Source organism: Actinoplanes sp. NPDC051405 (assembly GCF_055586185.1).
Genome location: NZ_JBVJIR010000026.1, coordinates 77,842 through 94,941, shown reverse-complemented (window position 1 = coordinate 94,941; position 17,100 = coordinate 77,842). Strand labels below are relative to the sequence as shown.

The 17,100-nt window shown below is 71.5% G+C and carries 13 protein-coding genes; 7 read left to right on the top strand and 6 right to left on the bottom strand.

Annotation, left to right across the window (positions count from 1 at the left end):
• Nucleotides 1-35 precede the first annotated feature (35 nt).
• Nucleotides 36-5,393 (bottom strand): pullulanase-type alpha-1,6-glucosidase, encoded by a 5,358-nt coding sequence (gene pulA / locus ACZ6S4_RS40325; RefSeq protein ID WP_465479968.1) that lies wholly within the window; start codon nt 5,391-5,393, stop codon nt 36-38.
• Nucleotides 5,394-5,568: 175 nt separating this feature from the next.
• Here pulA and ACZ6S4_RS40320 point away from each other — a divergent pair, with 175 nt between their 5' ends.
• Nucleotides 5,569-7,107 carry a glycoside hydrolase family 13 protein gene (locus ACZ6S4_RS40320; protein WP_465479959.1) on the top strand — a complete coding sequence of 513 codons (1,539 nt, stop codon included), beginning with the start codon at nt 5,569-5,571 and terminating at the stop codon, nt 7,105-7,107.
• Between the two features lie 8 nt (nt 7,108-7,115).
• Here the strand turns inward: ACZ6S4_RS40320 and ACZ6S4_RS40315 are convergent, their stop codons facing one another.
• Together ACZ6S4_RS40315 and ACZ6S4_RS40310 are read right to left on the bottom strand one after the other, a co-directional pair.
• Nucleotides 7,116-8,003: a helix-turn-helix domain-containing protein gene (locus ACZ6S4_RS40315; RefSeq protein ID WP_465479958.1), complete on the bottom strand. Its 888-nt coding sequence runs from the start codon at nt 8,001-8,003 to the stop codon at nt 7,116-7,118.
• Nucleotides 8,004-8,044: 41 nt separating this feature from the next.
• Nucleotides 8,045-8,296 (bottom strand): hypothetical protein, encoded by a 252-nt coding sequence (locus ACZ6S4_RS40310; RefSeq protein ID WP_465479957.1) that lies wholly within the window; start codon nt 8,294-8,296, stop codon nt 8,045-8,047.
• A gap of 303 nt (nt 8,297-8,599) precedes the next feature.
• On the opposite strand from ACZ6S4_RS40310, the gene ACZ6S4_RS40305 reads away from it, so the two are divergent.
• The gene (locus tag ACZ6S4_RS40305; RefSeq protein WP_465479956.1) at nt 8,600-8,755 is read left to right on the top strand and encodes a hypothetical protein; all 156 of its coding nucleotides are present in this window, start codon (nt 8,600-8,602) and stop codon (nt 8,753-8,755) included.
• A gap of 14 nt (nt 8,756-8,769) precedes the next feature.
• On the opposite strand, the gene ACZ6S4_RS40300 is transcribed toward ACZ6S4_RS40305, so the two are convergent.
• Together ACZ6S4_RS40300 and ACZ6S4_RS40295 are read right to left on the bottom strand one after the other, a co-directional pair.
• Complete coding sequence (locus ACZ6S4_RS40300) at nt 8,770-9,606, bottom strand: siderophore-interacting protein (RefSeq protein ID WP_465479955.1); 837 nt, start codon at nt 9,604-9,606, stop codon at nt 8,770-8,772.
• 43 nt (nt 9,607-9,649) lie between these two features.
• Nucleotides 9,650-10,219: a hypothetical protein gene (locus tag ACZ6S4_RS40295; protein WP_465479954.1), complete on the bottom strand. Its 570-nt coding sequence runs from the start codon at nt 10,217-10,219 to the stop codon at nt 9,650-9,652.
• 99 nt (nt 10,220-10,318) lie between these two features.
• Between ACZ6S4_RS40295 and ACZ6S4_RS40290 the strand changes: the two genes are divergently transcribed.
• From ACZ6S4_RS40290 to gabT, 5 genes are all read left to right on the top strand, one after another.
• The gene (locus tag ACZ6S4_RS40290) at nt 10,319-11,557 is read left to right on the top strand and encodes an NAD(P)/FAD-dependent oxidoreductase (protein WP_465479953.1); all 1,239 of its coding nucleotides are present in this window, start codon (nt 10,319-10,321) and stop codon (nt 11,555-11,557) included.
• Nucleotides 11,554-11,745, top strand: coding sequence for a hypothetical protein (locus ACZ6S4_RS40285; RefSeq protein ID WP_465479952.1), 192 nt, complete (start codon nt 11,554-11,556; stop codon nt 11,743-11,745). The genes ACZ6S4_RS40290 and ACZ6S4_RS40285 overlap by 4 nt, the downstream gene beginning before the upstream one ends.
• 35 nt (nt 11,746-11,780) lie before the next feature.
• Nucleotides 11,781-12,839, top strand: a complete 1,059-nt coding sequence (locus ACZ6S4_RS40280) for a lysylphosphatidylglycerol synthase transmembrane domain-containing protein (protein WP_465479951.1) — start codon at nt 11,781-11,783, stop codon at nt 12,837-12,839.
• Nucleotides 12,840-12,939: 100 nt separating this feature from the next.
• Nucleotides 12,940-14,379: a gamma-aminobutyraldehyde dehydrogenase gene (locus tag ACZ6S4_RS40275; protein WP_433718970.1), complete on the top strand. Its 1,440-nt coding sequence runs from the start codon at nt 12,940-12,942 to the stop codon at nt 14,377-14,379.
• Nucleotides 14,380-14,382: 3 nt separating this feature from the next.
• Nucleotides 14,383-15,666, top strand: a complete 1,284-nt coding sequence (gene gabT / locus ACZ6S4_RS40270; RefSeq protein ID WP_465479950.1) for a 4-aminobutyrate--2-oxoglutarate transaminase — start codon at nt 14,383-14,385, stop codon at nt 15,664-15,666.
• Here gabT and ACZ6S4_RS40265 read toward each other — a convergent pair.
• Nucleotides 15,640-16,839 carry a saccharopine dehydrogenase family protein gene (locus tag ACZ6S4_RS40265; RefSeq protein ID WP_465479949.1) on the bottom strand — a complete coding sequence of 400 codons (1,200 nt, stop codon included), beginning with the start codon at nt 16,837-16,839 and terminating at the stop codon, nt 15,640-15,642. The genes gabT and ACZ6S4_RS40265 overlap by 27 nt on opposite strands.
• Nucleotides 16,840-17,100 lie beyond the last annotated feature (261 nt).

Here is a 17,100-nt window from a genome sequence, read left to right as displayed (position 1 = left end):
GGTGACCACCGGCAGGCCGGTTAGTCCAGAGCCGATCAGTTCTGCACGAACACCGCCGTGGTCCGGGCCGGCACGGTGAAGGTGCCGGTGGCCCGATCGAACGACGCCGGCTCGTGCTGCAGCGGGTGCAGGCCGACGGTCGCGCCCTTGAGCGCCGGCACGGTCTGGCTCGCCGTCGCCGGGGTGGCGTTGAAGACCACGGTGACCGACTTCCAGCGGCGGTCCAGGCCGCGCCCGTCGAGCTGCATGGTGATCACGCCCGGTGTCTCGGCGGTGCCGGAGAGCGGGAACGACAGGCGCTTCTGCACCTCGGCGGCGGTCGGCAGCCCGAAGACCGGCGACGACTTGCGGATCGCCAGCAGCTCCCGGTAGCGGGCGTCGGCCAGGTTCACCGCCTCGCAGCCCGGGACCAGTTTCGGGTCGGCGAGCAGCGGTTTCGCGTACGGCCACTTGGCCTCGTTGTCGGCCGCCGGGGGCAGGCCGCGGCCGAAGCCGTTCCCCTTGGTGCAGTCCCAGCTGATCTGGTTGAACCAGTCGCCGGAGTTGAACGAGTTGCGGTCCAGCGACTTCGAGCGCAGCCGTTCGCTGCCCGTGGTCACGAAGCCGGGGCCCTGGCCGAGCGCGGTCGTGGCCAGCGCCACGGACTGCATCTTGGCCCGGTCCACCGCCGCGGTCCGCTGCGGCAGCTTGTACGCCAGCGCGTCGAACAGGATCTCGTTGTCGTGGGCGTCCACGTAGGTGATCGCCTCGCCCGGCGCCGCGGTGTAGCCGGCCGGCGAGCCGTTGTAGTCGACCTGCGCGCCCGTCACCGGCGTACCGGTGGAGGAGGTGAACCGGTAGCCGGCCAGGTTGCCGCTGAGCCCGACCTTGATCAGGTCCTGGTAGTGCAGCAGCCGGGCCTTCTGCTCGGCGGCGGTGCCGTTGGCCGGGTCGCCGTTGGGGTCGGTGAACAGGCCGGAGCCGAAGCCCTGGATGCGCGGGTTGTCGTCGAACGGGCCGCCACCGCGGACGCCGTCGCGCAGCCGATCGTTGAACGTGGCGATGCCCGTACCGGCCATGTTCTTCTGGGTGGCCTGCACGAAGCGGGCGTCGCCCGCGACCTCGCCGAAGTCCCAGCCCTCGCCGTACAGGTAGATGCTCTTGCCGTCGACACCGTCACGGGCGACCGTCAGCTTGTCGAGCGCGGCCCGCACGGCCAGGATGTTGGCCTTCGGGTGGTGGCCCATCAGGTCGAAGCGGAAACCGTCGACCTTGTACGCCTTCGCCCAGGTCACCAGCGAGTCGACGACCAGCTTGCCCATCATGGCGTGCTCGGGTGCGGTGTTGGCGCAGCAGGTGGAATTGGCCACCGTGCCGTCCTCCAGCAGCCGCTGGTAGTAGCCGGGCACGATCTGGTCGAGCACCGAGTGCGGGTCGGTGCCGGCGGCCGAGGTGTGGTTGTAGACGACGTCCAGGACCACCCGCAGGCCGTCGCGGTTGAGCCCGGCGACCATCTCGCGGAACTCCCGGGTGCGCGCGTCCGGGTCGACGGCGTAACCGCCCTCGGGGGTCGTGTAGTGCAGCGGGTCGTAACCCCAGTTGTAGCCGTCCTTCGCCGCCACCGCCGCCACGCACTTCTGCTGCTCGGCGGAGTCCGGCGGCAGCGCGGCCAGGTCGCAGGCCGGTTGCTGCTGGTCGGCGCGCTTCTCCGGGATGGTGGCGAAGTCGAAGACCGGCAACAGGTGCACGTGGGTGGTGCCGGCCGCGGCGAGGGCCCGCAGCTGCTTCATACCGGCCGTGCCCGGGTCGGTGAAGGCCCGGTAGGTGCCGCGCGCGGCGGCCGGGACGGTGCTGTCGGCGATGGAGAAGTCCCGGACGGACAGCTCGGAGATCTGCACCTTGCCGGGGTTCCGGGCCGGCTTGCGCAGCCCGGCCCAGCCGGCCGGGGTCTGCGCCGGGTCGCTCAGGTCGGCGATCCGGCTGTGGGTGGAGTCGGGCGACAGGGCCACGGAGTACGGGTCGGTGACCGAGGCCGTGACGACCTTGTTCGCCGCGGGCTGCCAGGCGGTGACCCGGTACCGGTAGTACTTGCCCTTCCAGTCCTTCGCGCCCCGGACCGACCACACGCCGGTGCCGGAGTCCCGGGTCATCGCGACCGTCCGCGCGGTCCCCGCCGGGGTGTCGAAGAGCTCCAGCGACACCGTCCGGGCGGTGGGGGCCCAGACGGCGAGGCTGGGCCGCCCGCCGGAGAACGTCGCGCCGAGCTGGGCGCGCGCCGCCTGGGCGTACACGTCGTCGAGGGCGCCGGCGGTCTGCACGCCGGTCGCCGAGAGCAGCTTGCCCTCGGCGTCGCGTTCGGTCACCGCGACCTGGCCGCGCAGCACATCCTTGATCTTCGAGACGTCGCTGAGCCGGAAGGCCGGATACTCCCACAGGTGCGGGTTCGCGACGCGCTGGGCTTCGGTGAGGCCGTTGCGGCGCGCGTCGAGCCGGATGGTGCCGTGCGCGCCGGTGAGCTCGCCGTCCACGATGCTCAGGCCACCCTCGGGGGCATAGACCAGGTCGTAGACCCGGCCGTCGGTGCCGGCCCCGACCGGTTCCAGCGAGGTGCCGGTGCCGGTCTTCCAGGCGATCGTCCGCTGGTCGATCCAGACGGCGTTCGACTTGGTCAGGTCCGTGATCCCGCCGCCGGCTTTGCGGACCACGGGCAAGAGCCGATCCGGTACGCCGGACAGCCGCCACACCTCCCGCCCGGCCGTGGCGAAGTCGAGCCGCTGATCGTCGGGCAGGTCCTTGGTGTCGCCCTTGTGGATGATGTAGTTCAGCCCGGTCGCCCCGGCGGCCAGCGGCACCCGGAACGTCACGCCGAACGCGTCGGTCGAGGCGGGCTGCAGCGGCGCGGACCACTCGGTCGGGTTCGCGGCGCCGTCCCACACGTGCAGACCCCAGCCGGAGTAGTCCCCGTCGGCCCGCCGGTAGTGCACGATCGCGGTGTTCTGGTCCTGCTCGACGGCCGGGCCGGTGGTGGTGACCGTGGGATCGCCCTGCTTCAGCCAGACCTCCGGTGTCTTCGTCGGGTCCAGGAAACGGTCGGCGCCGACGTCCTTGACGCCGTTCTTGTCGACCACGATGAAACCGACGTTCTTGGCCCCCGGCTTGAGCTTGACCCAGGCGAACCGGCCGTATGCGTCCACGCCGTCGAAGGGCTGCCCGGCGGGCCAGGTTGTCGGTGTCTCGACGTCGCCGAAGGCGTACAGGCTCCAGTCGTCGTAGTCGCCGGCCGGCCGCTGGTAGTGCACGATCGCGTAGTCCGGTCCGGCGGTCACCGGCGGCGTGCCGACCTTGATCCGCGTATTCGTGACCGCGAGGCGCCCGCGGCTGTCGCGGGCCACCGCCTTGTACTTCACCGGCGTGCCGCCCGCCAGGCCGGTCAGATCGTGGAAGACCCGGTACGGCGCCCGGTCCGCGGTGCCGAGCAACTTCCACGGGCCGTTACCGACCTGCGCGGCGAAGGTGACCGTGGACAGCGGGTCGCCGGTGGTCGTGGCGGTCAGCTCGGTGCGGGTCGGCACCAGGGCATCGGCCTTGGGCGCCGTGAAGGTCACGGTGGGAGCGGTGGAGGCCTGGGCGATCGGCTTCGCGGCCTGGTAGACGACCGAGGACAGTGCCGGGACGCTGACGGTCAGCTTGCCGTCGGTGCCGGTGGCTGCCGTACCCGTGGCGCCGTAGATGCCGGCGAACGAGCCGGCCGGGGTCCAGGTGTCGAGGGTGACGGTCTGCGCGGTGGTGGCGTTGTTGACCGCGACCACGTACTCGGTGCGGGACCTGCGGTCGATCCGGGAGCTGGCGAAGACGCCGGGGCCGTCGGCCGCGTACCGGGTGACCTGCAGTCCGTCCCGCAGGGCGGGGTGGGCCTTGCGCAGCGCGGCGAGCGAGCCGATCGCCCGGTACAGCGGGTGGCCGGTCTCGTAGTTGGCGACCGCGTGGGTGCGGTCGGTGCCGATCAGGTCGTCGTCGAGGTAGTCGGCCGACCGGCTGGCGAACATGTCCTGCCGGGCGTCCTTGTCCCCGCCCGGGCCGGTGAAGCCCTGCTCGTCGCCGGAGTAGACGACCGGCTGGCCGCGGCCGAGGAACATCAGTTCGTGGGCGAGCCGGTCGCGGCGCAACTGAACGGCGGGGTCCTTCTCCGCGGCGGCGACGAACGAGCCGATCCGGCCCATGTCGTGGTTGCCCAGGAACGTCGGCAGCCGGTCGGCGCCGGTGTCGCGGGCGGTGTAGAGATCGTCGGCGGCGTACAGGTCGGACAGTGCCTTGGCCGAGCCACCGTCGGCGGCGAACGACTTCGCCGCGGCCTGGAAGGAGAAGTCCAGGATCGCGGGCAGGCCACCGCGGCGCACGTACGTCGACTCGACCTCCTGGTCGGCGCTGTAGACCTCGCCGAACATGAAGAAGTCCTTCTTGCCGGCCCGGCGCGCGGCCCGGTCGATACCGTCGGCGAACTGCGGCCAGAAGTCCAGGTCGGTGTGCTTGACGGTGTCCAGCCGGTAGCCGTCGATGCCGGTCTTGGCGATCCAGTCGCCGTAGATCTTGGTCATCCCGCGGACGACCTCCGGGCGCTCGGTGAACAGGTCGTCGAGGCCGAAGAAGTCGCCGTACTCGCTGTTCTCGCCGACGAAGGTCGAGTCACCGCGGTTGTGGTACATCGTCGGGTCGTTGAGCCAGGCCGGCTTCTTGACGGTGGCGTCCTCGGCGTCGATCACCGGCGTGTACGGGAACGACTCCTTGTTCAGCCGCGGGAACGCGCGGCTGCCGTCGGCGTAGTTACGGTCCTCGAACTCGCGGCCCTGCGCGTCCACGTACGGGGCGGTGGCCTTGTCGATGTAGTCGTACTTGTTCTCGGCGTACTTGATGACGTCGGCGGTGTGGTTGACGATGATGTCCAGGTAGATCTTCATGCCGCGCCGGTGCGCGAGGTCGACCAGCCGCTGCAGGTCGGCGTTCGTGCCGAAGTGCGGGTCGACCTGGGTGAAGTCGGTGATCCAGTAGCCGTGGTAGCCGGCCGAGATGTCGTCGCCGCTGCCCTGCACCGGCCGGTTCTTGAAGACCGGGGCCAGCCAGATGGCGGTGGTGCCCAGCCCCTGGATGTAGTCCAGCCGGTTGATGATCCCCTGCAGGTCACCACCGTGGTAGAAGCCTTTGTCGGCCGGGTCGAAGCCGGTCGAGAGCCGGTCACCGGGCAGCCTGCCGGTGTCGTTGGACCGGTCACCGTTGGCGAAACGGTCCGGCAGCACGAAGTAGAACTGCTCGGCCGGCTCCGGCGCGGCGTCGAAGCCCCAGCTCGCCAGGGCGGCGGCGGACGGCTCGGCGGGACGGGCGGCGGAGGCGGGCACGACCGCGGCGATGCTCAGCAGCACGCCCAGGATGAGGGAGCCGACGAACGTCGGACGCCGTCCGGGCAGGAGGGTTTCCACATTGAGGCCTTCCGATGGCGGGGCGACGACGCACGCTAACCTCCGGCGGACAGCCCTTGCAAGACTTTGCAGAAGTTGTCATGGAATTACAGCGAAACCTTCGGGCAACAATGTGGACATGACCGACGTCGTCTATCAGATCTACCCGCGCTCCTACGCCGACGCGGACGGCGACGGCGTCGGTGACCTGGCCGGCATCACCGCCCGCCTGGACCACGTGGCGGCACTCGGCGCCGACGCGATCTGGCTGACGCCCTTCCAGCGCTCACCGCAGGCCGACCACGGCTACGACGTCAGCGACTACACCGACGTCGACCCGCTCTTCGGCGACCTCGCGGCGTTCGGCACCCTGCTGGCCCGGGCCCACGAGCTCGGCCTGCGCGTGATCGCCGACGTGGTGCCCAACCACTGCTCCGCCGCGCACCCGCTGTTCCGGGCCGCGCTGGCCGCCGCCCCCGGCAGCCCGGCCCGCGCACGGTTCCACTTCGCCGACGGCCGCGGCCCCGAAGGCACCGAGCCACCGAACAACTGGCCGAGCGTCTTCGGCGGACCGGCCTGGACCCGCATCACCGAGCCGGACGGCCGCCCCGGGCAGTGGTACCTGCACCTGTACGCGCCTGAGCAGCCCGACTGGAACTGGCGCGACCCGCGGACCGCGCCGTTCTTCGCCGACGTGCTGCGCTTCTGGTTCGACCGCGGCGTCGACGGCCTGCGCATCGACGTGGCCCACGGCCTGTTCAAAGCCCCTGGGCTCCCGGACCTCCCCGCCGGCCTGATCCCCGAACCGGGCCGGCTGCGCGGCAACCCTCTCGCCTGCGATCAGGAAGAGGTGCACCACGTCTACCGCACGTGGCGGCGCCTCGCCGACTCGTACGACCCGCCGCGAGTCCTGATCGGCGAGGTGAACCTGTCCCCTGACCGCGCGGCCCGCTACGTCCGCCCCGACGAACTGCACCAGGCGTTCGCGTTCGCCTTCGTGACCGCGCCCTGGAACCCGCACGCCTGGCTGGCCACGGGCACTTCTCTGCTGGCGCACGCCGCGGGCACGGCCCCGGTGACCTGGGTGGCCGAGAACCACGACGTTGTACGCGCCCCGACCCGCTACGGCAACCCGGCCCGGGCCCGCGCGGCGATCCTGACCGTGCTGGCCCTGCCCGGTGCTGCGTATCTGTATCAGGGGCAGGAGCTGGGGTTGCCGGAGGTCGACGTGCCGGTGGACGCGCGGCAGGACCCGGCGTGGACCCGGGCCGGCTTCTCCCGCGACGGGTGCCGGGTGCCGTTGCCGTGGCAGCGTGACCCGGCGGGGGCGTACGGCTTCTCCCCGGCCGGCGCCCAGCCACCGTGGCTGCCGGTCCCGGCGGGCTGGGGTGATCTGTCGGCCGAGGCGCAGGAGGCTGATCCGGGGTCGACGCTGCACCTGACCCGGCGGGCCTTGGAGCTGCGGCGCTTCTTGCCGGCCGAGGACACCGTGCTGTGGTCGGTCCAGGAGGACGGACTGCTGCTCGCCCGGCGCGGCTGCGGAGTCACCCTCGCCGTGGCCATGGGTGACGGCGACGCGCGGCTGCCGGAAGGGGACGTGCTGCTCGCCAGCGGACCCCTCGCCGAGGACGGGCTGCTCCCCCGCGACACTGCAGCTTGGCTTCGCACGTCGCAGTAAGTCGATGATCAGGACTGCGGATTTCGTGGTCTCTGCAGCATGTCGATGTAGAGATTCTGGTATCTGTCCAGGACAGGCTCGATGTCGGTAGCGCTTTCTTCGAGGATGTCGAGGACTCGGCGGTAGCTCTCCACATCCCTGCGGCTTCGAGAGGTCAGACCTGTGTTGTAGAGGTCAACAACGACGATCTTGTCGTCGATCACCGAGAATCCGTGCTGGAGTGGCAGCCCGGCCGGTGCACCGTCGAGGATGACGGCGATGCTCACATTGGGATTGCGGGCGGCAGTCTCGCGCAGGTGGTCGATCTGTGCGAGCATCTCGACGGGCGAATAGATCCGGCGCTTGAGCGCGGCTTCGCCCAACAGGAACTGGAAGGACTTGGAGCGGTCGGCGAGAACCTCCTGCCGCCTGACCCGCGCCGAAACGGCGGCCAGCACAGCCGACTCCGTGAGGTCGTCCCCGACGAACGGAATGCTGCGGAACGACTCGAAGACCGCCTTCGCATAGCCGCTGGTCTGGAGCGGACCAGGCACCAGAGCCGGATCGAAGGATCGAACAAGGGTCGCCCCGGACTCCCATTCGCCCAACATCTTCTGTTGATCGACTCGGCCCGTCGATGCTGGGCGCCAATCGGTCATTCTGTCGTGAGAGCGTTCCGCGCGGTCCATCAGCGCTCGGACGTGCTGATCATCCGCCCCGAGGGCGCGGGCGATCTCGCCGACATCCTGAGGGTCGGGCAGACCCTGCCCCCGTTCGATGCGTGAGATCTTGGGTTGGCTCATGCCGACAAGCGCTGCGAGTTCGGCGCCGGTGAGCCGTTTGGCTCGGCGCATGCGAGCCAGAGCCGCACCGACGGCCTCGCCCTCAGCCTCGGGGGCGCCGGAAGTGCTCGGCATACTCGGCGCCCCCTCCCACTGCGGGTTGTGGATGTTGTCGTTCAGGAAAGGTTGCGGGCGGCCTCGGTCAGCAGGGCGAGCGGAATCTCCACAAGCATCTCTCCGTCGGGCAGCTCAACGCCTGCGCGCTCGGCCGATACGGCGTAGCCCTGCACCACCAACGTGCCCGACTCACTCGTATAGACGGTTGGACAAGATCCTGAGTTGCACACGTTGGCCACTGCTTGTAGAGGAGCAAGCGGCGACTGCGTGCCGTGCCGGTCATCGCTTGCGTCTCGGAGAGTGTTATTCACGCGACGACCCTATTCAAGAGAGGGGAATTTTCATTGGCGACACGCCGTAGGCCCCCGGCCAGCAGAGGTTTGCAGAAAGCAACCTACCACTCTGCCACATAGCAGAATGAAGCCGAGTTAATTTTCGCCCCTGGTGAATGAAGGTGGAAATTCAACGGCCCCGAATAGATGCTGAGAGTAGCCGCTCCGACACTCTTGGTGGTAGTCATGATCGACAGATCTGTACCGATCCCCCCGCTCCCGACCGGGCCGCCGACGTCTCACCACCGGCCGAGCGTGCCGCGCTGGGTATGGGTGGTCCTCATGCTCCTCACCGCGGGGATCATCGGAGGCGTCGCCGGCCTGCTGTCCCACGCGTCCGGCAACAACATCCCCGCCGCGATACTCACCGGCGGCGGTGCATTCGCCGGCACTGTCGCCCTCCTTCTGGCGATCGCCCACTACGCCGGCGCCGAGTGACCGAAGCTGAAGTCCTAGCTCGCCGCCGGCTCCTGTTCGCGTTCGACCTGCTGGTTCCATTCGCGCTTGCTCGACTGCCAGCCGTCCTCGTTCAGGCCGCGGCGCCAGTAGCCCGAGATGGACAGCTGCGTCATCGGCAGCCCACGTTCCACCCGCAGCAGCGCGCGCAGGTCCTTGACGAAGGTCGCCTCGCCGTGGACGAACGCGTGCACCTGCCCCGCCGGGAACGTCAGGCCGCGGACCGCCTCGACCAGCGCCTCGCCCACCGGCCGGCCGTCGCGGTGCAGCCAGGTGATCTCGGCGTCCGCCGGGGTTTCCAGCTTCTGCTCCTCGGCCGCGTCGGCCACCTCGATGAACGCCTTCACCGGCGCCCCGGCCGGCATGCCCTCCAGGGCCGCCGCGATCGCCGGCAGGGCGCTCTCGTCGCCGGCCAGCAGGTGCCAGTCCGCGGCCGGGTCCGGGGTGTAGCCGCCGCCCGGGCCCATGAAGCGGACCGGGTCGCCGACCTGCGCCGCGACGGCCCACGGGCCGGCGATGCCCTCGTCGCCGTGCACGACGAAGTCGAGCCACAGCTCCGGGACCTCGGGGCGCCAGCGGCGCACCGTGTAGGTGCGGACCAGGGGCTGCTGGTCGCGGGGCAGCGTCTCGCGGATCACGGCGAGGTCGAACGGCTCCGGGTACGCGACCCCGGGCCGCGGGAACAGGATCTTGACGTAGTGGTCGGTGTACGCGCCGGCGTTGAGCCCGGTCAGGCCGGCCCCGCCCACCACGATGCGGACCATGTGCGGCGTGAGCTGCTCGACCCGGGTGACTTCCCCGATCGTGGCCGCCCGGACAGGCCTGTTCGCCATGACAACACTTCCCTACTGGGTCTCGGTCGGGGTAAGGCTACCCTTACGAACCGACCGGCCGGTGCTGCCCGGTGGTGAGACGCGCGTCGCGGGACAGGGCCAGCGGCAGCAGCGCCGCCAGCACCAGGGCCGCGCCGAGCGGCAGCAGGTCCAGGTTGAGGCCGATCGCGGCGAAGCCCACCAGCACCAGCACCGGGCTCCAGACCGGCAGCCGGCGGGCCAGGACCAGCCGGACCAGCAGGATGAGCAGCCCGACCTGGAAGAGCGCCGGCCCGATCAGCTCCAGCGGTTCCGGCAGCGGCGCCGCCGAGCGGAAGTCCTCGGACAGGTCCCCGGTGATGACCCAGAGGAAGCAGCCCGCGCCGAACAGCACGGCGACCGTGGCCGCCTCGACCAGGACGCGGGACGCCGGGGCGGCGGGACGGTCCAGGCCGCGCAGCGCGACCGCGAGCACGGCGAACAGCACGATGGCGACGAAGAAGGCGAGGTGGCCGAGGTCCCACGCCGGGCCGTTGTGCCGGTCGCCGTCGAGGCCGTCGACCACCCGCAGCAGGCCGTAGACCAGCATGAGGGCCGGGGCGGCGAGGGCACAGATCCTGACGAGTCTCGGCATGGGCCTCAGCCTGCCGCCGGGCACCCTCGGCCCACATCCGGGAATGACCCCGACACGACCCCGAGAGTCGTGGCATGGTGTCCGCAAAGGAGGGTGCTCATGGCCGGGGACCGCACGTTCGTCATCGCCGGCGCCGGGCTGGCCGGTGCCAGAGCCGCCGAGACGCTGCGCGCGGAGGGCTTCACCGGCCCGGTCGCGCTGATCGGCACCGAGCCGGAGATCCCGTACGAGCGGCCGCCGTTGTCCAAGGGCCTGCTGCTCGGCACCGCGCAGCGCGGCGACGCGTACGTGCACGACCTCGACTGGTACGCCGGGCACGACGTGCAGCTGCGGACCGGCACCTCGGTCAGCGCCATCGACGCGGAGAAGCACCGGGTACGGCTCTCCGACGGTGACGACCTCGGTTACGACAAACTGCTGCTCGCCACGGGCGCCTCTCCGCGGGCCCTGGGCGTGCCGGGCGCCGGGCTCGGCAACGTGTTCTCACTGCGTACCCTGGCCGACTCGGACCGGATCGCCGCGACCGTGAACGGCGCCACCCACCTGGTGGTCGTGGGGTCCGGCTGGATCGGGCTGGAGGTCGCCGCGGCCGCGCGCACGCGGGGCGCCACCGTCACCGTGGTGACGCCCGCCGAGCTGCCGCTGCGCCCGGTCCTCGGTGACCGCCTCGCCACGGTCTTCCTCGGCCTGCACCGCGAGCACGGCGTCGACTTCCGCTTCGGCGCACGGGTCCAGGAGCTGCGCGGCGGCCCGGACGTGGCCCAGGTGGTGCTCACCGACGGCACCACCGTCAACGCCGATGTCGTGCTGGTGGCCATCGGCGTCACGCCGAACACCGGCCTGGCCGACCAGGCCCGGCTCCCGGTCGACAACGGCGTGCTGGTCGATCGGCAGTTGCGCACCGCGGACCCGGATATCTTCGCCGCCGGGGACGTCGCCAACGTCGACCATCCGCTGCTGCGGACCCGGCTGCGGGTGGAGCACTGGGACACGGCCCTGCACTCGGGTCCGGTCGCCGCCCGGGCGATGCTGGGCCAGGACGCCGAGTGGGACCGGCTGCCGTACTTCTTCACCGACCAGTACGACCTGGGCATGGAGTACGCCGGCTGGGTGCCGCCCGGGACGGAGGCGCAGGTGGTGATCCGCGGTGACGAGCCGGGCCGTGACTTCATCGCGTTCTGGACGGTCGAGGGCCGGGTCGCCGCCGGGATGAACGTCAACGTGTGGGACGTGACCGAGCAGATCCAGGAGCTGGTCCGGGCCGGGCTGCGGGGCCGTACCGTCGATCCGGTCCGGCTGGCCGACCCGGACGTCGCCCTGACGGAGGTGTTCGCATGAGTGAGGCCCTGGACCGGCTGCGGCGCTGGGAGGAGTCCGGCGCGACCTGGCGGGTGCTGGTCCGTACCCCGGAATCGGTGGAGATCGCCCTGCTCTCCTGCGACGCGGGTGAGGAGATGGACCGCCTGCGCACCGCCGACCCGGCGGTGCTGGACCACGTCGATGCCCGGGAGCAGGACGAGCAGTAGCGCCCCCGCTGGACGTCGTTTGCAAGGATCGGGCGATGTCGCGTCCGCCGTCCGAGGTGCGGGAGCGCCCGGCGGCGACTCCGGCCCGTGCGGGCGTCCCCCGGTGGGCGCGTCTGGCCGTGATCGGCGTCGCGGTGGTCGTGCTGGCGGCGATCGGTCTGCGCGGGCGGTTGCCGGACCCGCGCGAGTTCCTGGCCGCCCTGGCCGGGGCGGACCACGGCTGGATCGCGCTCGCGGCCGCCCTGCAGGTCGTCTCGCTCGCGGCGTTCGCCTTCCAGCAGCAGCATCTCCTGGCCAACCTGGGGGTCCGGCTGCGGGTGCGGCGGATCATGGCCGTCACGCTGGCCCGCTCGGCCCTGTCGATCAGCCTGCCCGCCGGGGCCGCGGTGTCGACCGCGTACGCGATCCGGGAGTACCAGAAGGCCGGGGTGTCCCGGCGGGTCGGTGCCGCGTCCGCGGTGGTGTCCGGGCTGGCCTCCATCGGCGGTCTCACGCTGCTCTACGTGGCCGGCGGCGCGGGCGTCGTGGCCCGTGACCCGGGCACCTACCTGAGCTGGCGCCCGCTGGTGGTGGTCGCCGCGATCGCCGCGCTCACCACGGCCGGCGTCGCGCTCGGGCGCCGGCACGCGGCCCGGCCGGAACGGGCTTCCACCGGCGCCGGTCCGCCGCGGAACAGCCGGGCCGGGCGGCGCGTGGCCCGGCTGCTGAGCTCGGCCCGCGGCGCCTGGCGGGCCGGGGCCGGGCTGCGCGTGCGCGACTGGGCGGTGGCGCTGATGTACGCGGCGGTGAACTGGCTGACCGATCTGCTCTGCCTGGCGGCGGCCGCCCGCGCGCTGGGCCTGCCGGTGGGCGTGACCACGATGGCCGGGATCTACCTCGGGGTGCAGATCGTGCGGCAGGTGCCGTTGACCCCGGGCGGGGTCGGCGTCGTCGAGACCGCGCTGGTCGCCGGCCTCACCGCGACCGGCGCGACGGCGATCAGTGCGGCCGCCGCCGTGCTGGTCTACCGGCTGCTCTCCTGCTGGCTGATCATCCCCGTCGGTGGTGCCGCGGCGCTCGCGCTGCGGCGCGCGACCACGGTGCCGGTGCGGTAACGCCGGCGATCGCCACGGAAACAGTGATCGCAGGTCTTGTCTGCTGCGGATTCGGTGAAAAGATGTCTCCGCGAGGCGTGATATCTCTGCGGGAGGCCCGATGAGCACCACCAAGCGCGTGCTGACCAACTTCATCGACGGGGCGGCGGCCGAACCGGCCGACGGCCGGTACGAGGACCTGATCGACCCGTCCACGGGTGAGGTCTTCGCGGCCGCGCCGGTGTCGGGGCAGGCCGACGTCGACCGGGCGATGGCGGCGGCCGCGACCGCGTTCGAGAAGTGGCGCGACACCACGCCGAGCGACCGGCAGCGGGCCATGCTGCGGTTCGCCGACGCGGTGGAGGCCCGGGCCGACGAGCTCGTGGCCGCCGAGTCGCAGAACACCGGCAAGCCGCTCGGGCTGACCGCCAGTGAGGAGCTGCCGCCGGCCGTCGACCAGATCCGCTTCTTCGCCGGCGCGGCCCGGCTGCTGGAGGGTCGCTCCGCGGGCGAGTATCTGACCGGTTACGAGAGCTACGTGCGGCGCGAGCCGGTAGGCGTCTGCGCCCAGGTGACGCCGTGGAACTACCCGCTGATGATGGCGGTGTGGAAGCTGGCCCCGGCCATCGCGGCCGGCAACACGGTGGTGCTCAAGCCATCGGACACCACGCCGGTCACCACGGTCATGCTGGCCGAGATCGCCGCCGAGTTCCTGCCGCCGGGTGTGCTGAACGTCGTGGTCGGTGACCGCGACACCGGACGCGCCCTGGTCGCCCACCCCACCCCGCGGATGGTGTCGATCACCGGATCGGTGCGGGCCGGCATGGAGGTGGCCTCCGCCGCCGCGGCCGACCTCAAGCGCACCCACCTGGAGCTGGGCGGCAAGGCACCGGTGGTGATCTTCGACGACGCCGACCTCGAGGCGGCCGCGGCGGCGATCGCCGAGGCCGGCTACTTCAACGCCGGGCAGGACTGCACGGCCGCGACCCGGGTGCTGGCCGCACCCGGCGTCTACACCGACTTCGTGGCGGCGCTGGCCGAGCAGGCCCGCGGCACCCGCACCGGCGCGCCGGACGACGAGGACGTGCTCTACGGCCCGCTGAACAACGCCCGGCAGCTGGACCGGGTCGGTGGCTTCATCGACCGGCTGCCCGACCACGCCAGCCTGGAGGCGGGCGGCGCCCGGGTCGGCGAGCGCGGCTACTTCTACTCCCCCACGGTGGTCTCCGGCCTGCGGCAGACCGACGAGATCATCCAGGACGAGGTGTTCGGGCCGGTCATCACCGTGCAGCGCTTCACCGACGAGGACGAGGCGGTGGCCTGGGCCAACGGCGTCGAGTACGGCCTGGCCTCGTCGGTGTGGACCCGCGACCACGGCCGGGCGATGCGGATGACCCGGCGGCTGGACTTCGGCTGTGTCTGGGTCAACTGCCACATCCCGCTGGTCGCGGAGATGCCGCACGGCGGCTTCAAGCACTCCGGGCACGGCAAGGACCTCTCCGTGTACGGCCTGGAGGACTACACCAGGATCAAGCACGTCATGCACAGTCTCGAGGGCTGAGCGATGGGTTCCGAGGAGCTGCACAAGCGCCGCCACGCCGCCGTCGCCCGGGGCGTCACCTCCATGGTGTCGTCCTACGTGGACCATGCGGCCGGCGGCAGCCTGCACGACGTCGACGGCCGGGAGTGGATCGACTTCGGTTCCGGCATCGCGGTGACCAGTGTCGGCAACGCGGCGCCGCGGGTGGTCGCCGCCGTCCGCGAGCAGGTCGAGCGGTTCACCCACACCTGCTTCATGGTGACGCCGTACGAGTCGTACGTGGCGGTGTGCGAGCAGCTGGCCGCGCTGACCCCGGGGCGGTTCGACAAGCGGGCGGCGCTGTTCAACTCCGGTGCCGAAGCGGTGGAGAACGCGGTCAAGGTGGCCCGGCACGCGACCGGGCGGCAGGCGGTGGTGGTGTTCGACCACGCGTACCACGGGCGGACCAACCTGACCATGGCGCTGACCGCGAAGTCGATGCCGTACAAGCACCGGTTCGGGCCGTTCGCGCCGGAGGTCTACCGGGCCCCGATGTCGTACCCGTTGCGCGACGGCGGGCTGTCCGGGCCGGACGCCGCGGCGCGGGCCATCGACGTGATCTCCAAGCAGGTCGGGGCGGCGAACGTGGCCGCGGTGCTGATCGAGCCGATCCAGGGTGAGGGCGGTTTTGTGGTGCCGGCGCCGGGCTTCCTGCCGGCCCTGGCCGCCTGGTCCCGGGAGGCCGGGGCGGTGTTCATCGCCGACGAGGTGCAGACCGGCTTCTGCCGCACCGGTTCCTGGTTCGCCTGTGCCGACGAGGGGGTGGAGCCGGATCTGGTCACCACCGCCAAGGGCATGGCCGGCGGGCTGCCGCTGGCCGGGGTGGTCGGACGGGCCGAGCTGATGGACGCGGTGCACCCGGGCGGTCTGGGCGGCACGTACGGCGGCAACCCGATCGCCTGCGCCGCCGCCCTGGCCGCCATCGAGACCATGCAGGAGCTTGATCTCAACGCCGCCGCCAAGCGGATCGAGGCCCAGTTCATGCTGCGGCTGACCGCGCTGGCGATGAGCGACCCGGGCATCGCCGAGGTTCGCGGCCGGGGTGCGATGCTGGCGATCGAGCTGGTCAAGCCGGGCTCGCTGGAGCCGGACCCGCTGCGCACCGCGGCCGTGGCGCGGGCCTGTCACGGTGCCGGGCTGCTGGTGCTGACCTGCGGCACCTACGCCAACGTGCTGCGCTTCCTGCCGCCGCTGGTCATCTCCGAGGAGCAGATCGGGCGGGGCCTGGACATCCTGGCCGAGTCACTGCTCGCGCAGCTGCCAGGGTGAGCCGTAGGCGGTGAGCAGGTCGAGGAAGGGGACGGCGTCGAAGGCCTCGGGGCCCAGGACGCCGGCCCCTCGCCACGCGCCGGTGGCGAGCAGTTCGAGGGCGACGACCGGGTTGACGGCGGTCTGCCAGACGACGGCCTGCGAGCCGTACTCCCGCATGGACCAGGCGTTGTCGACGACGTGGTAGAGGTACACCGTGCGGGGCCGGCCGTCCAGGCCCGTGCCGGTGACCAGGGTGCCGGCGCAGGTGCTGCCGGTCATCTTGTCGCCGAGCCCGGCCGGGTCGGGCAGGCAGGCGGCCACCACGTCGCGCGGTGACACCGAGACGCCGCCGACGCGCACCGGCGCCGTCCGGTCCAGACCCAGCTTGTGCAGGGTCTTCAGCACGTCGATGAACTCCTTGCCCAGCCCGTACTTGAAGGTCACCCGGCGGGCGTCGACCCAGCGCGGGATGAGCAGCACCTCCTCGTGCTCGACGTGCACGCACTCCACCTCGCCGATGCCGCCGGGGAAGTCGAAGATCTCCGGTTCGCTCAGCGGCTCGGTGGTGAACCAGCCGCGGCCGGCCTCCCAGATCACCGGCGGGTTGAGGCATTCCTCGATGGTGGTCCACACCGAGAACGAGGGTGCGAAGTCGTAGCCGGCGACGACCAGGTTGCCGCCGTCGCGGATGCCGATCTCGTCGATGCGGGAGAAGAGGTGGTCGGCCGCGTACCGGGCGAAGACGTCGGAGAGGCCGGGCTCCACGCCCATCCCGACCAGCGCCAGCCGGCCGGCGTCCAGCCAGCGCCCGGCCGCGGCGAACTGCTCGTCGCCGAGCTTGACCCCGGTGCGGCTGAACGGTTCGTCGGCGTGCGGGTGCGACAGGGACATCGCCATGTCGAGGTAGTCGGCGCCGGCCTCGTACGCGCCGTCGAAGATCGGCATGACGAACCGCGGATCGACCGCGTTCAGCACGTGGGTGATGGCGTGTTCGCGGCAGAGCGCGGCTACGGCGGCGGCGGACGACGCGTCGACCTGGGCGGCGGTGAAGCCCGCGTGCCCGGCGACCGCCGCGCGCGCCCGTTCGAGGTCGTAGTCGGCGACCACGAAGGCTTCGTAGAAGTCGCGGCGGGCGGCGATGCCGACAGCCGCCGCGCCGACCCCGCCGGCGCCGACGAGTAGTACGCGCATGGCATGCCTCTCCACAAAAGGTGCGCTCGTCACATGAAAACGTGTGGCGATCACGGTATCGCGACGGAAACACTTGTCAATGGGCCAAAATTCTGCGATAAACGCAGCAGAAGGGTTTGCCCCCACCCCCCGGGAAGCCACCTCATGACAGTCACCGCACCGCCTCGGCGGCCGCTCCACAGAGCACGGTCAGCCCCGCCACGGATTCGCGGGAGTGTCCGGAATGCGCCGACGGATTCCGTTGCCATCCGCCGCCCTGCA